Annotated in this window: 14 protein-coding genes; all 14 read right to left on the reverse strand. The window is 37.8% G+C overall.

The features are described from left to right. The gene (locus tag ACO6FI_RS03975; RefSeq protein ID WP_485456206.1) at positions 1-534 is read right to left on the reverse strand and encodes a cell division protein SepF; all 534 of its coding nucleotides are present in this window, start codon (positions 532-534) and stop codon (positions 1-3) included. Between the two features lie 16 nt (positions 535-550). Then, on the reverse strand, positions 551-1231 hold the full coding sequence (locus tag ACO6FI_RS03980) for a YggS family pyridoxal phosphate-dependent enzyme (RefSeq protein ID WP_485456207.1): 681 nt from the start codon (positions 1229-1231) through the stop codon (positions 551-553). Positions 1232-1239: 8 nt separating this feature from the next. Further along, positions 1240-2631 (reverse strand): biotin/lipoyl attachment domain-containing protein, encoded by a 1392-nt coding sequence (locus tag ACO6FI_RS03985; RefSeq protein WP_485456208.1) that lies wholly within the window; start codon positions 2629-2631, stop codon positions 1240-1242. Between the two features lie 187 nt (positions 2632-2818). Further along, positions 2819-3238 (reverse strand): twitching motility protein PilT, encoded by a 420-nt coding sequence (locus ACO6FI_RS03990; RefSeq protein ID WP_124952137.1) that lies wholly within the window; start codon positions 3236-3238, stop codon positions 2819-2821. Positions 3239-3322: 84 nt separating this feature from the next. Further along, on the reverse strand, positions 3323-4306 hold the full coding sequence (locus ACO6FI_RS03995; RefSeq protein ID WP_485456277.1) for a D-alanyl-D-alanine carboxypeptidase family protein: 984 nt from the start codon (positions 4304-4306) through the stop codon (positions 3323-3325). 4 nt (positions 4307-4310) lie between these two features. After that, positions 4311-4706: a methylglyoxal synthase gene (locus ACO6FI_RS04000; RefSeq protein WP_060932124.1), complete on the reverse strand. Its 396-nt coding sequence runs from the start codon at positions 4704-4706 to the stop codon at positions 4311-4313. Between the two features lie 16 nt (positions 4707-4722). Continuing rightward, entirely contained in the window at positions 4723-5844 is a 1122-nt protein-coding gene (locus ACO6FI_RS04005) for an FtsW/RodA/SpoVE family cell cycle protein (RefSeq protein WP_485456209.1), read from the reverse strand. A 78-nt stretch (positions 5845-5922) separates the two neighbouring features. Next, complete coding sequence (locus tag ACO6FI_RS04010) at positions 5923-8796, reverse strand: penicillin-binding transpeptidase domain-containing protein (protein ID WP_485456210.1); 2874 nt, start codon at positions 8794-8796, stop codon at positions 5923-5925. Further along, positions 8793-9305, reverse strand: a complete 513-nt coding sequence (gene mreD / locus ACO6FI_RS04015) for a rod shape-determining protein MreD (protein WP_485456211.1) — start codon at positions 9303-9305, stop codon at positions 8793-8795. The genes ACO6FI_RS04010 and mreD overlap by 4 nt, the downstream gene beginning before the upstream one ends. Then, the gene (mreC, locus tag ACO6FI_RS04020) at positions 9302-10135 is read right to left on the reverse strand and encodes a rod shape-determining protein MreC (protein ID WP_485456212.1); all 834 of its coding nucleotides are present in this window, start codon (positions 10133-10135) and stop codon (positions 9302-9304) included. The genes mreD and mreC overlap by 4 nt, the downstream gene beginning before the upstream one ends. Then, positions 10135-10824, reverse strand: a complete 690-nt coding sequence (gene radC, locus ACO6FI_RS04025) for a RadC family protein (protein WP_485456213.1) — start codon at positions 10822-10824, stop codon at positions 10135-10137. Before radC ends, mreC begins: the two co-directional genes overlap by 1 nt. Before the next feature lie 79 nt (positions 10825-10903). Next, on the reverse strand, positions 10904-12184 hold the full coding sequence (locus tag ACO6FI_RS04030; protein ID WP_485456214.1) for a methionine gamma-lyase family protein: 1281 nt from the start codon (positions 12182-12184) through the stop codon (positions 10904-10906). Then, the gene (miaA, locus tag ACO6FI_RS04035) at positions 12168-13127 is read right to left on the reverse strand and encodes a tRNA (adenosine(37)-N6)-dimethylallyltransferase MiaA (RefSeq protein ID WP_485456215.1); all 960 of its coding nucleotides are present in this window, start codon (positions 13125-13127) and stop codon (positions 12168-12170) included. Before miaA ends, ACO6FI_RS04030 begins: the two co-directional genes overlap by 17 nt. Beyond that, positions 13124-15061, reverse strand: coding sequence for a DNA mismatch repair endonuclease MutL (mutL, locus tag ACO6FI_RS04040; RefSeq protein WP_485456216.1), 1938 nt, complete (start codon positions 15059-15061; stop codon positions 13124-13126). The genes miaA and mutL overlap by 4 nt, the downstream gene beginning before the upstream one ends. Positions 15062-15074 lie beyond the last annotated feature (13 nt).

Genomic DNA, 15074 nt, shown 5'->3' on the forward strand with positions numbered 1-15074 from the left:
TTACAACCTCGAACCGAATCCTGAAGCATCTGCACTGTCCTGTGAAAGCCCTGAGCTGCCTAAAAGATCTGTAAACTCACCTGTTAAACCGATATTCGGAGGTGTAACTATAAATATGCTGTCTGATATACTCTGAAGATTTCCTTCCATATCATAAGCGGCACCGCAAATGAAATCGACTATTCTCTGTGCGATATTTGTTCTTACATCCTCAAGATTAAGCACAACCGCTCTGCCTCCCTTAAGATTATCAACAACAATTCTTGACTCTTCAACAGAAGCGGGTCTTATCATAGTAACCTCAAGTTCTTTTCTTATAGGTATAACCTTGCCTACCTTTGTGTTTCTTGTAGCAACTTTAGGTCTTGCAGGCTCCTCATCATCATCTTCTTCGACTACCTTACTTGTGTTTTTAATTTCTGTGTCGTCATCATCATAATAATCTTCAGTATCATTTACATCATCGTAATCCGACTCATCATCGTTTCCGTCAACACGTAAATAACCCTTGATTTTCTCAATGAAATCCATCATAACACGTTCTCCAATCTTACCTTTTTCCAAAAATTCCTGTACCAACTCTTACAAAATTTGCACCCTCTTCAAGTGCTACCGTATAATCGCCGGTCATTCCCATTGATAAAAAATTTACCTCTATATTATCGTAGTTTTTCTCACTTATGTCAACTGATAATTTTTTTAATTTCTTAAAAATCTTTCTGTTATCCTCGGCATCATCCACATTAGGTGCAATTGTCATAAGACCCTTGATATGTAGATTTTTATATCTGCTAAAAAGCGGTAAAACTTCTTCCAATTCTTCTTCTACAAAGCCGTACTTTGAAGCCTCTTTTGCAACATTGATTTCAAGCAAACCGTCTACATGTATATTCTTTTTTTTAGCTTCGGTATCTATCGTATCTGCCAATCTTATACTGTCAATCGAATGTATCAAGACGGTATTCCCAAGAAGTTGCTTTACTTTATTGGTCTGCAAATGACCGATCATATGCCATCTGATATCCTTCGGCAATTCCTCATACTTTCTCACAAGCTCCTGTACCTTGTTCTCGCCGAAATCTCTCATTCCGGTTTCATAAGCTTCCATGATAAGCTCATTCGGTTTTGTCTTGCTCACTGCAATAAGTGTGACATCCTTTATATCTCTGCCGCTTTTCTCACAGGCAAGCTTTATGTTCTTTTCAACATTTTCTAAGTTTTCTTTAACCATTTTTTCTCCTATTGATAAATAAAATCTCCCTCTTTAAAGCCTTCAGGGTCAAGTAAAATATGGTCATATACTTTCAATCCATATTTTGTTCCCTTATCTATTATATAGAACTCTTTATTCGAGCCCAATATATCAACAGTTTTAAATACGGTATAGCCTTTGTTTATATTATATACACCCAACAATTTTTCCTTGTTTGAAATCTCATAGGTTTCATTCGAATCGGGTTTTATCAACTTGTCACCTGCTGCTATGTCTGTATTTTCCGTGCCGATATAACAGTTGGTATCTGTTACCTTTATTATATTGGCAGGTACAAATACATTGGAAGTGGCACCGTCCTTCTCTACAGATTTATAAAATCCGTCACCGACTCCGTCACCACCTTTTGATATAAACTCAACCGGTATGGTAAAGAAGTCTTTTTCAAGAACAGACTTTGCAGGTATCTTCAGACCGCTCACAGAAGATGACTCAATATCAAAGTCCGCATATCTGCTTGCAATAAACTGAATCATATACTTATCAAATGTCAACTTACCGAGACGATAGCCGTCTTTTGTATCCATAACCGAATAATCTCCTGTAATTTCCAAGCCGTTTGATTTAAATTTTACAGTCAACGTTTTCTTTTCGGCATATAATTCTTCTTCTCCTTTATCAAACTCAAAATATATGCTCCAAGTCTCACTGTTAACCACTCTGTAAATCTTTGCACCGGTCTCTACCAGTTGTTCATTTTTTATATAGCTTATAGGATGCTTACCCGCATCAAAATCAGCCTTGGTCAAATCCCCTTCTTTTTTATCCGCAATATCATCTATAGAATATGATATCTCTCCTGAAGCAGGTGAAGTTACCACATTCAAGTTCAAACCGTTCTCATTTGAGATATTATCAATGTTTTCCACATTTACAACATTTGAATAGTCACTTGCAGCATTATCCAGTAAATACTTTGTACTGTATACATATTCAAAATTCGAATCCGAATAGTTTGATGTGAAGTTTGACAGCTTTTTCTTCAACTCACCGATATTTGCATCAGATATACTGTCATCTTTACCTGCAGACGCCTCAATCAACTTTTTTAAATCTCCTGTTGCATCCAGTGAATATACCCTACCTCCTACGCTGGCTCTCTTACCGTCTCTCATATAGGTATTGATATAGCCTGTAGAAGGTGCCGTTTGAACGCTTTCATCTCTAAGTATAAGTCCTGTATGGGTCTTGTCTTGTGACATACTTCCTTCTACAACCTCATAGTATCTTATCTGCCTCTTTGTATAACCCCTTATAACATTGACAAATATATACAATAATATAATCAAGAAGATGACTATACCCATATTCAAATTTCTTCTCTTTTTATAGGGAATAATCTTTTTTGATTTAGCCAATTTTATTCTCCTTAAAATGCAAATAGACACTTGCCTGCACAAACACAAGCTAACACATTATACTTCACAAAGATGAATTTTTCAAATGATTTTAAAATGGCAGGCTCAATATGAAACCTGCCATCATATATTTAAATCAAATAATCTCTGTATATCCTAAGTCTGAAATCATATGGTATTTTCATCTTTATAATGCTACAGTAACATTCTTTTTTGCATTTTCAGGCAGATTGGATGCATCAGCTGAAACACTGATAACAAATGTGATACCGTACTTCTCGCCCAATGTTTCTATACGGTCAATCGCTGAAGTGATATCCGCTCCCTCAAGAACGGCAAGCTTCAAAAAGCTGTCTAAGAATATAGCCTCAATATCATGGTCTGATGAAATGAGACCGGATATGAATCCTATAAATCCGTCTGCCGACATTATAGGAAATTCACTGACATTTATAAGCCTTATCTTGTTATTAAGTTCGTACATATGCTTTGAACTCTTGTCAAGATAAATAACCGAACCGTTTGCCTTTGAAACAGCCTCATTGGCCTTCTCAAGTAAAATTTTTGTTTTTCCCTTACCCTTTTCTCCTGCAATAATAGAAACCATGGTAACGCCCTCCTTAAAAATTAATGTTATCAAGTATAAATTATTATAATGGTATTATAAAATATTAGTATGAATAGTGCAATGCTATTTATCGATTTTCAAAAGAAGTTTAGACATATTGTCATAGAGACCGGCCTTATTCTGTGCCTTTAACACTACTGAAATATATCTCTTTCCGTCAGCATCTTCACTCGCAAGTACAAGACAACTTCCTGCCGCAAATGTAGTTCCGGTCTTACCCGCGTCTACTTTTACGCCGCTTGGAGGCACTTGTTGACCTGTTAAATATCTGTTTCCGTTTCTCCAATTCTTTGTAACCTGACTTCCGTCCGCCGCAGTATATGTTACATTGTATGAAGCGGCTCCCGCATAATTTACAAATCTGGAGTCTTTCATGGCCTCATTCAAAATCAAATACAAATCATATGCCGTTGTATAATGTTTGTCATTTGAAAGACCGTTGGCATTTACAAAATTTGTATCTACCGCACCTATTCTTTTGGCTTCATCATTCATCATCTTTACAAAGTTATCTACACTCCCGCCCACATGTACGGCGATTGCATTTGCAGCATCATTTCCCGAAGGCAACATAAGCCCGTACAAAAGTTCATCAAGTGTGAGCTTATCACCGGGATGTATCCCTGCAAGACTGGCACCGGCTTCATCTATCACACTGTCCTCCGGCACCGTCACCTCGTCTGAAAGATTGCCGTACTTTAATGCAAGCAGTGCAGTCATAACCTTTGTCGTACTGGCCGGATACATCTTGGTTGTAGCCGCCTTTGAAGCCAAAAGACTTCCGTCATCTTTTGCTATAATTGCCGCCTGTGCGGATATATCACCGGCATTGACCTCATCGTCACTCGGCAGCGCCAAATTTTTTGCAAGCGGCACTATCTGCGTATCTATATCAAGACTTGACAATCTTTGAGCAAAGTCGTACTCGGTTATCATAAACCTGTAGTAGTATGTGCCGCCCAAAATCAAGGCAATTACTATAGCAATCGGAATTAACAGATATAATTTATTGCTTGGTTTTTTACCTCTTTTTATATAATCTGACATGAGACTATCTGTAAGCCTCTCTAAACTCAAAGTCACCTCTGTCAAGTGCCATTATAAGAAGTTCGGCAGTTGCAAGATTGGTTGCAAGCGGTATATTGTGCATATCACAAAGCCTCATAACCTTATCCGCATCCGGCTCATGGTTCTTTCTTGTAAGCGGATCTCTTAAGAAAATAACCAAGTCTATCTCATTGTTCTCTATCTGAGCACCGAGCTGCTGCTCACCGCCCAAATGTCCTGCCAAAAATCTATGTATATTTAAGTTGGTAACCTCTTCTACCAATCTTCCTGTTGTCCCCGTTGCCGATAAATTATGTTTTGATAAAATTCCCTTATATGCAATACAAAAATTCTGCATGAGCTTTTTCTTAGCATCATGTGCGATCAACCCTATATTCATCATTACCTCCAAAATTCTAGTTCTTACCCTGTCTTACAGCCACACTTGCGACCAGACCTACACCCAGATATAAGCTTAAAAGCGAGCTCACTCCATAACTGATGAAAGGAAGTGGCAATCCCGTGTTGGGAAATAGTCCTGTTGCAACCGATATATTTGTGAAGCTTTGGAAACCTACTAAAGCCGCAAAACCAACACAAACCAATTTTCCCTCTAAATCTTTAGCCTTAGAGGCAAGGCGAAAACATTCAATAACTATAAGTGCAAAAAGCATTATTACAACTAAACTGCCTATAAAACCAAGTTCCTCTCCGATAATTGCAAATATAAAATCTGTCTGATCCTGCGACACAAAGTTGCCGTTTTTCACCGAGGCGAAAGTATTGTTATTAAGTCCTTTGCCCATCAACTGCCCCGATGAAATAGCCATAATCGAGTTATCCTGCTGTACATTTATGTCTGCATACTTGTCAGGATATATCCATCCAAGTATTCTATTTGCTTGATATCCCCTAAGAAAGGGAACAAAGTTACTGCGCAATAATAGTATGAATATCACTGCTGATGGTATTACAAATGCCAAACTGCCGAGTACCCACTTGTAACTGATACCTGATACAAACAACATACTGAGTATCATAATAAACACTACAATGGTTGTAGATAAATCAGGCTCCTTCAGTATTAAAATACATGGTATGGCAGCAACTACGGCAAATGCCAGTAAGAACGAAAATCTGTCAACCTCCTCCTGATGCTTGCCCAAAAAAGCTGCGATAAATATTATCATGCCAATTTTTACAATCTCAGAAGGTTGCGACTGCCCAATAACCGGTACTTTAATCCATCTTACCGCTCCGGCACCCTCAGGAGAATAACCGAAGAGTAAAACTGCAAGTAATAAGATAATACATATTCCGTATATGATCCACATTAAATCCATTATTTTTCTGTAATGTATCAGGGATAAAAAAACTACCACCACAAGCCCTAAGACGATGCCGAAAATTTGTTTAGCAACCATACTTTTGTCTCCGTCTGTAGCACTATAAATAGCCAATACGCCTATAACATTCAGAACTAAAATATAAAACAATAGTCTAAATGGATAATATCTAAGTTTATAACCGTCTAACATTCTCTACTCTCCAAATTCTACACGAATTTAGTAAAAAAATCCAGTGTTTTTTGAAAATTAACCTTTTTTCCGTAAAAATCAGTCACCAATTCTAACATCACTTACATCAAGTGCACTATTATTCAAAATATAATCCAGACTAATTTGATTATAGTAGTACTTGTAAATATTCTTTGCGATAACTGCCGCATTTGTTGATGAATATCCGTAAGGTATGTTTACGGTGACAGCTATCTCAGGGCTTTCAAAAGGAGCAAACGAAATAAAGAATGCATGGTTGGCTCTTGTCTTTGACTCCTGTGCCGTACCTGTCTTTCCTGCAATATTTACATTCAAATCTGTAAATACTCTTCTGGCGGATCCTTCTTTTATAACTCTGTTCATACCTTCCTTTACATTTGCCCAGGTTTCAGGACTTATATCCACATGATTCTTTGCCTCAGGAGTATAATCCTTTACCAAATTGCCGTAGCGGTCACAAACCTTATCCAAAAGGCTAAGCTCAAATACGGTACCCTGATTTGCAATAGTTGAAACATATCTTGCAAGCTGTATATTGGCAAATGAGTGATTACCCTGTCCCAGTGATGACTGTTCAGGGTTGATATCTGAAATCTGAGGGTCATTTTCCACAATTTCCACACCTGATTTATGATCGAGTCCGAACATTGAAGCATATTTTCTAAGTCTCTCTATACCAAGCTCCGCCGAATACTCTCCGCTTGCATCTGTAGAAAGCCTGTGTCCTGTCTCTGCAAAGTATACGTTACATGAATCCTGTATGGCTTTAACCACATTTTCACTTCCATGACTTCCCGGATAAATCCAACACTTTATTGCAGGGTTTATTGTATCATATATACCGTTACATACTATTATGTCATTCGGATTTATAACATGCTCTTCAAGTCCGGCTATTGCGGTAATAGGCTTAAATGTGGAACCAGGAGCCTTCTTGGTCTGAGTTGCATTGTTATAAAGCGGCAAACTCTCATCTTCAAGCAGCTTGTTAAAGTATGCCACATCCATCGAATTGGCAAGTCTGTTGTTGTCATATCCCGGATAAGAAACAAGCGCCCTTACCTCACCCGTATTCACATCCGTTACTACCGCTCCGGCAGAACAAGGGTCAAGCGCAAGCTGTGCAGGTGTTATCTCTATTCTTGATACCTTATCAATGAAGAAATTAAATGCAAAACCCTCATTTCCTGACATCAACTGTGCATATGCATTATCATCCATATTTAAAATGCCCTGATCAAAAAGCGCAAGGCAAAGTTCTCTGCCTGTTACCACATTGTTCTTTATCAGATATTTATAGAGCAGTTTGTCAAAATCAGGGTCTTCCCTTAACATATTTCCTATATACTCAACAAGATTTGTATATATATCTTCAGCACTTGAGTAATTGGTATCACCTGAGAATATGGTCGTATCTATATATCCGCTTGATATTCCTATAAACAGGTAATCTCTGAGAGTGGTTGTCTCATTTTTCCAAGCCTGATAAACCTCAGACTTGGTATCTATACTGTCATTTTTTATAATATTTTTCTTGGAAAGTGCCGTATGAATATAATCCATATACGCCTTTGTATCTTCAGGCAGAGCATTCATCACGGTAGGCGCACCTGATGTCAGCTCATTGTTTATCGCCACCAAAATACTGTCTTTTTGGGCATTAAGCTTTGCATTAAGCCCCTGCTCCGTAGCTGAAGCACCCTCTTTTGAAAATTTTGTTATATCAAGTACATTATTTCCTATAAGCTGATAATAAGCATCCTTTACGGGTATAAGTCTTTGTGTGGAGTCTGTTCCTTCACTGTTCGGGTTGTCGGCATTTACAATCTTACTTGCAAGTATTCCTGCAAGCTGCTGCTCCACAAGTCTATATGTGGCTATCTGCAAATTCTTATCAATAGTCAGATATACATCATTACCTGCCGAAGATTCAACTTCACTTATTGTCTGCATTATACGGCCTACATTGTCGACTATCATAGTCTTGGAGCCCTTTGACCCCTGTAAGGTACTCTCCATACTCTCTTCTATACCGGTTCGACCTACTATATCATTGAGAGTATAATCAGGTCTTTCTTTTAAAAGTTCATCCAGCTTGTCATCAGGCATCTTACCCGTATATCCGATAATATCCGAAAAATACACCGCATCATTGTAAACTCTGTAGGTATCGTTTTCCACATCGACACCTATCAAAGAAGCCGCATTCTCCATAATATCTATTTTTGTCTCTTCCGAAACATTGGTGGCTATTACAGTCGGCTCAAATCTTCTGTAAAGTTTCTTTCCCATCTCATATCTGACATTTATAAGGTCTATTTTATCCTGATTTGTAAGCTCTATCGGATTTCCCGATGCGTCCTTCATCTTATCAAGACCGTAAGTCTTTGCTTTTTTATCAATCATTTCCTGTGCCGTGATATTTGACGGATATTTTCCCGCCTTATCATCCAGCTCATCGGTTGACTTAAGTCCGTACATATCCGCAATGAACCTAAGCCTTGCCGAATCCGACTTTGTAGTGTAGTAAGCCTCTCCGTTTTCATTTACCGCCACCAAAAAGTCTCCGTCTATCTTCTGATCATGTTTTCTTAAAATCTGTATCAGACGATAGTACATATTGTTTTTATCATTAGGTTTTTTATAGTAACCGCCGTCTGTTATGGTCACTGTATATGACAGCTTATTATAAGCTAAAAGATTGCCGTTTCTGTCATATATATTGCCTCTGGCACCTGTGGTGGTCACCGTCTTTTTTATCTTTTGTACGTATTCCTCCTGTGCCTCTTTACCGTTTACCATTTGCATTGTAAAAAGTTTTGAGCCCAGGATAAATATCATAAACGCGTATATTACACTAAGTATAAATAGTCTGGAGGATTTTATCTTTTCAAAAAACTCTCCTAAAAAATCTTTAAAATCCCTTATCACCGGTTTATCCCTCTACTGTCCAATACTCTAAGTTTTTTGTTGTACCAAAGTAAAAATCTGTATAATATCAAGGTAAATACCAGCGTTATTACTACTTCAGGTATTATAATATTTTTCAGATAAAATACAACATTGAATTTTTCTCTGATTAAGAACTTAAAAATATATATAAATACATTGTACATAACCTCACTTGCCGCACACATCGCTACAGGTAACACTATATATTCTTCATAAAAGTATGTAGAAAGCTTGCCGTTGATAAATCCGATCCATAAAAACAAAAAGGTAAAGAAACCGAAAGGACCGGCAACATATAAATCCATTAGGATTCCGCATATCAAGCCGTATAACATCCCCTCTTCCACACCCAGACTGAATCCGTATGTAAAGGTAAGTATTATAAGCAGATTCGGTGACGCATATAAAAAAGGAATAAACGGGAAAATACATATTTGAAGTGCAAATGCAAATATAATAAAAGCTATATTTACTATTATTCTTCTCATTGGTCACTCACTTCCTTCAACTTGGTTATAACCAGCACCTCCGATATAGTGTCGAAGTTGACTACCGGTATTATATATCCGCTCTTTGTAAGTCTTGAAGAGTCATCCTTAAGATCTCTTGCATATCCTATAAGTATATTAGGTAAATACTTTGTGGACACATTGGATGTAACTATCATATCACCTTCATTGACATCCGCATCGGACTTCACATCTCTTAAAATAAGTCTGCCCTCACTATACTGCTCAAGATTACCGTCCACTCTGCAAAGTGCACCTGTTCTTAGAGACATCGCACTCACTCTTGAAATATCATCTATTACTGATCTGACTGTAGCGTAGTTTTTACCTACATCTGTTACTATACCTATCAGTCCGCCGTAACCTATGACATTCATATCTACCGCAATTCCGTCGTCACTACCTTTATCTATAGTAAATGTTGAGAACCACTTTGTACTGTCCTTTGCTACAACTCTGGCGCCTACCTTAGGGTAGTCTGAATAACTTTCATCAAGCTTATATAATTCTCTAAGTCTGGCAAGTTCTCCGTTATCTTCCATAAGCTTAGTATTTTCCTGTGTAAGTTCATAAATTTTTTTATTAAGCTCAATATTTTCGGTAATCGCACTATGTATCTTTCTTTGTTCTTCTATATTATCATATACCGCTCTTCCGGCTGTATTCACACCTGACTGTACAGGCAGCAATACAATGCCTACTGCCTGTCTCAAAGGCGAAATAATAGAATCGTTGAATGAAGTTATTCCAATAAGAATAATGCTGATTATACTCAAAACTATCAGTACAAATTTGTTCCTAGATTCCATCAAATAATCCCCTGTTCTTTAAAGCTGTAATAGCAGTTGTCACCTATGACTATATGGTCTATAAGTTCTATACCTATGCTATCAAGTGCTTTATTTATATCCTTTGTTATATCAATATCCGCCTTGCTTGGTGACGGGTCACCACTTGGATGATTATGTAATAATATCACATTTACAGCCAAATGTTTTAAACTCTCTATTAAAATTTCTCTAACAGAAACTAAAGACGAGTTCACGGTTCCCACAGAAATTACCATATCGGAGATAGGTCTTTGCCTTGTATCCAAAAATACTATCCTAAGTTCCTCCACCTCAAGATGTCTAATACTTTCCTTGTAGTAGTTGGCAACCAACTCCGGAGAAGAAAAAGAAATACTTTTCTTTATATTCTTTCTCTCCCAGGCTCTTTTGCAAAACTCTCCAAGTGCAAGTATCTGCACCGCCTTTACCTTGCCTACACCTTTTATGGAAAGCAACTTTTCCATATTGTGGTGAAATATAATGTTTATACCGAAACCTTCACCGTTACCCTCAAGTATCTTGTAAGCAAGATTTATAACATTGACATCTTTTGTGCCGCTTCTAAGTAAAACCGCCAAAAGCTCAACATCTGTAAGTGACTCAACTCCATATTCAACCGCTCTGTCATACGGTCTTTGTTCAAGTGGCAATTCTTTTATTTTTCCCATAAATCCCTTTCCACTCTCCAAGCATGAAAGGCATTCATATTTTATCACAAAATATATGATTGTAAAATTAAAACATGAATTATTGTATCAATCCTGCATCATATATCTTTTGTAATGACAACATTATTCCAAGTTTTGCATGATACCATGTAAGTCCGCCCTGGAAAAATACCGAATAAGGTTCCTTCATAGGCCCGTCCGCACTGAGTTCGATAGAAGAACCGCCTACAAAAGCTCCTGCCGCCATAATTACATCACTGTCATATCCCGGCATCGCCCAAGGCTCGGGCTTTACAAAGGAATCCACAGGTGCCGCAGCCTGTATTCCCTCACAAAATGCACATAATGCCTTAGGAGCTTTTAGCGTAATCTCCTGAATAATATCAAATCTCGGTTCCGTTGCATTCGGGTGACAGTCAAATCCGAGGCTCTCATACAGATTTGCCGCAAATATTGCACCTTTAAGTGCTCCTGCAACCACTGTAGGCGATAGGAAAAATCCTTGGAAAAGGCTCTGATTGATTCCGAGGCTTGCTCCTATCTCTTTGCCGAGTCCCGGAGCCGAAAGTCTGAATGAAGCATTGTCCACACATTCTTTGGTACCTACAATATATCCTCCTATAGGAGCCAGACCGCCTCCGGCATTTTTTATAAGCGATCCGACAATCATATCGGCTCCAACCTCAAGCGGCTCTATCCTTTGCACAAACTCACCGTAGCAGTTGTCCACCATACATATAATATTAGGATTTATTGATTTTACAAAACTTATCAACTCACCTATTTGTTCTACGGATAATGTCTTTCTTGTAGCATAGCCCTTTGACCTTTGTATTGTTACAAGCCTTGTCCTCTCATTTATAGCATTTTTTATACCCTCGTAGTCAAAAGAGCCGTCAGAAAGTAAGTCAACCTGTGCATAGCTTACTCCGTACTCCTTAAGCGAGCCTCTTGACTCTCTTATACCGATAACCTCTTCCAAAGTATCATAAGGCTTGCCCACAGGAGATAAAAGCTCATCTCCCGGTCGTAAATTCCCTGAGAGCGCTATATGAAGTGCATGTGTACCGCTGACCAACTGCGGCCTGACCAAAGCCGACTCACCTTTAAATGTTGTGGCGTATACATCCTCAAGCACATCTCTTCCCAAGTCGTTATAGCCGTATCCTGTGGTGGCCGCAAAATGTATATCGCTTACTTTATGATTTTGCATAGCGGACAACACCTTCATCTGGTTGTACTCGGCATTCTTATCAATCTCCAAAAATCTCTCTTCCAAAGATTTCAAAACTTTATCTGAAAGTTCAATAACTTTTTTTGAAACCCCGAAACTCTCATATATATCATTCAAACTGCTCATTGTCTTTTCTTTCCATATCAATTTTTTCAACCATATAGTCGACTATCTTTTCATTGTTTTCAAACTCAAAAGGATTGATATAGATCACATCCTTCTCCCTCTTAAACCAGGTCACCTGCCTCTTTGCCATATGCCTTGTATTTTTCTTTATATTATCTACGGCTTCATCTAAAGTAACGGCTCCTTCAAGATAATCAAGAATCTCCTTATATCCTATACCCTGCATAGAGATATTTTCTATTGAAAGTCCGGCATCTTTCAAGCCCTTAACCTCTCTCACAAGCCCTTCTTCCACCATTTTATCAACTCTTTGATTTATCCTTTCATAGAGTATATCTCTTGGGGGATTTAACACAAAGAATCTGAAGTCATAAGGTGAGTTCTTTTTTCTTTGATACTCGTTATGTGCAGATATAGGCGCACTATTTATCAAAAAATACTCTATTGCTCTTATTATTCTTTTTTTATTGTTTTTGTGGATATTTTCTGCCGAAACACTGTCAATCTTTTTTAGTTTTTCATACATGAAATCAGCACCCATTTTGTCATATTCTTCTTCAAGTGCTTTTCTGATATCTCCATTGTCATCTTGTGTATCAAAGTCTATATCGTAAATAACAGATTGTATATAGAATCCGGTTCCTCCTACAAGTATAGGTATATGTCCGTTTCGCTTTATTTCCCCTATAGAGTATTTTACCATATCTTGGAACTTTACGATATTAAAATCTTCTATCGGATCCAAAACATTTATTAAATAATGCTTAACGCCCTGCATTTCATCAGCTTTTATCTTTGCAGTACCCACATCCATACCTCTATATACCTGCATCGAGTCGGCGCTTATTATCTCTCCGCCGATTCTTTTTGCCAAATCTATGGATACGGAAGTCTTTCCGGATGCTGTAGGTCCTGCCAAGATTATCAATTTATCCTTTGTCATACTATCCTTTTGAACTTCTTTTCAATTTCCTGCTTAGTCATTTTTATTACTGTAGGTCTTCCGTGCGGACAATTATAAGGATTGTCAAGTGACAAAAGCTCATCAAAAAGCTCATTTGCCTCAAGTAAAGAAATCCTCATATTTCCCTTTATAGCCGCCTTACAAGACATAGATGCCACCTTTGCAAGTATCAGCTCCGAAGGTGATATTACATCGTAGTTTGTACTGTCGGAGAGCATCTCATTAAAAAGCTCCGCCTTAGGTATTGAAGGGAAAATATTCGGAATTGCATTTATTTTGTATTCCTTACCTCCAAACTCCTCTATATCAAAACCGATTTTTCTAAACTCCTCCATATGTTCATTTAAAACATTTTGTTCCACATCTGTCAATGTCACTATTATAGGAGGATTTATCATCTGGGATGAAAGCCTATTTGCTTTACTTTCCTTTAAAAGTCTCTCATACATCACCTTTTCATGTGCGGCGTGCTGGTCTATAATATACATTTCGTTTTCAAGCTGTACAATCCAATATGTATCAAAGACCTGACCGATGACCTTCATATATTTTTTTGACTCACTTTCAAAAAATGAAAGTTGTGAAGGCTTTATGCCGTTTTGATCCACATCATCAATATTTCCTACGTTGACCTCTTTGATACTTTTATTCGATAAATCATTTATATCGGAGTACAATCTTTTTGTATTTTCATCCTTTATAAAAGACATATCATCCTTAGGATTGTACATATTTTCTTTCGGTACTCTCCATTTTATCTCATCATCCGAAGCGGTGCTATGAAGCGTATCTTTGGTAACATCCTCATAATTATTCTGTAAGACTTTTTCCGGTATTTCAGACATATCCCTTCTCTTATTTTCAAAAGGCTCCGGAGTGTTTACAAATACTTTTTTTTCATTGGAAGCCTTACCTACAGGTACTTCTCTTACCGCACTCTGTGTTATAAATATTTCTTCTACAGCCTCTTTTGTATTGTCGTATACAAAATTTCTGTCTGAAAATCTTACTTCCATCTTCCTCGGATGGACATTTACATCCACCCCGTTCAAATCAAAGTTCAGTGCACAAAACGGATACTGATGCTGCATAAGCCTGTCTCCGAAGCCGTCTTCAACAGCCTTTGATATGATATTGTCCTTTATATACCTTCCGTTTACAAAAATATTCTCAAGATTTCTTGAACTTCTTGTAACCTCAGGTCTTGCAACCACACCTCTTATCTTTATACCGTTTTTCTCATAGTCAACATTACAAAGTGCCTTTGATATTTCCTTGCCGTAGAGCTGATAGACTATATCTTTCAGATTGCCGCTTCCGTTTGTCTGCAATTTGATCTGACCGTTTGAGATAAACTTAAAAGCAATCTCTGTATTTGCCATAGCAAGTTTTTCCACAAGTTCACTGATATGTGCTCCCTCTGTGGAAGCGGTCTTTAAAAACTTTCTTCTTGCAGGAGTATTATAAAAAATATCTCTGATTATTATACTTGTACCGTCCGGCGCTCCGATTTCCTCAAATTCCACCTCGGTGCCGCCTTCTATATAGTAGCGAACTCCTGTAAGTTCATCCCTTGTCTTTGTAATCATCTCACATCTTGAAACAGCCGCAATACTTGAGAGCGCCTCGCCTCTGAATCCGAGACTTTTTATTGAAATAAGGTCCTTATCACTGACTATCTTTGAGGTGGCGTGCCTTAAAAATGCTTTCTTTACTTCATTTGAAGCTATTCCGCATCCGTTATCCGTAATTCTTATAAGATCTATTCCGCCGTTTTTTATCTCAACCGTAACCAAAGAACTTCCGGCATCTATTGAATTTTCCAAAAGCTCCTTAACTATTGAAGCAGGTCTTTCCACCACCTCACCGGCCGCAATCTTATCAATAGTGTCCTTATCCAGTATATTTATCATAAGTCTCCTTTTA

It is taken from the genome of Lachnoanaerobaculum sp., assembly GCF_057250505.1.

What these genes read in the sequence shown, in the direction of transcription:
- ACO6FI_RS03975 (WP_485456206.1), bottom strand. Translation starts at nt 534, where the DNA reads ATGATGGATTTCATTGAGAAAATCAAGGGTTATTTACGTGTTGACGGA.
- ACO6FI_RS03980 (WP_485456207.1), bottom strand. Translation starts at nt 1,231, where the DNA reads ATGGTTAAAGAAAACTTAGAAAATGTTGAAAAGAACATAAAGCTTGCC.
- ACO6FI_RS03990 (WP_124952137.1), bottom strand. Translation starts at nt 3,238, where the DNA reads ATGGTTTCTATTATTGCAGGAGAAAAGGGTAAGGGAAAAACAAAAATT.
- ACO6FI_RS03995 (WP_485456277.1), bottom strand. Translation starts at nt 4,306, where the DNA reads ATGTCAGATTATATAAAAAGAGGTAAAAAACCAAGCAATAAATTATAT.
- ACO6FI_RS04000 (WP_060932124.1), bottom strand. Translation starts at nt 4,706, where the DNA reads ATGAATATAGGGTTGATCGCACATGATGCTAAGAAAAAGCTCATGCAG.
- ACO6FI_RS04005 (WP_485456209.1), bottom strand. Translation starts at nt 5,844, where the DNA reads ATGTTAGACGGTTATAAACTTAGATATTATCCATTTAGACTATTGTTT.
- mreD (WP_485456211.1), bottom strand. Translation starts at nt 9,305, where the DNA reads ATGAGAAGAATAATAGTAAATATAGCTTTTATTATATTTGCATTTGCA.
- mreC (WP_485456212.1), bottom strand. Translation starts at nt 10,135, where the DNA reads ATGGAATCTAGGAACAAATTTGTACTGATAGTTTTGAGTATAATCAGC.
- radC (WP_485456213.1), bottom strand. Translation starts at nt 10,824, where the DNA reads ATGGGAAAAATAAAAGAATTGCCACTTGAACAAAGACCGTATGACAGA.
- ACO6FI_RS04030 (WP_485456214.1), bottom strand. Translation starts at nt 12,184, where the DNA reads ATGAGCAGTTTGAATGATATATATGAGAGTTTCGGGGTTTCAAAAAAA.
- miaA (WP_485456215.1), bottom strand. Translation starts at nt 13,127, where the DNA reads ATGACAAAGGATAAATTGATAATCTTGGCAGGACCTACAGCATCCGGA.
- mutL (WP_485456216.1), bottom strand. Translation starts at nt 15,061, where the DNA reads ATGATAAATATACTGGATAAGGACACTATTGATAAGATTGCGGCCGGT.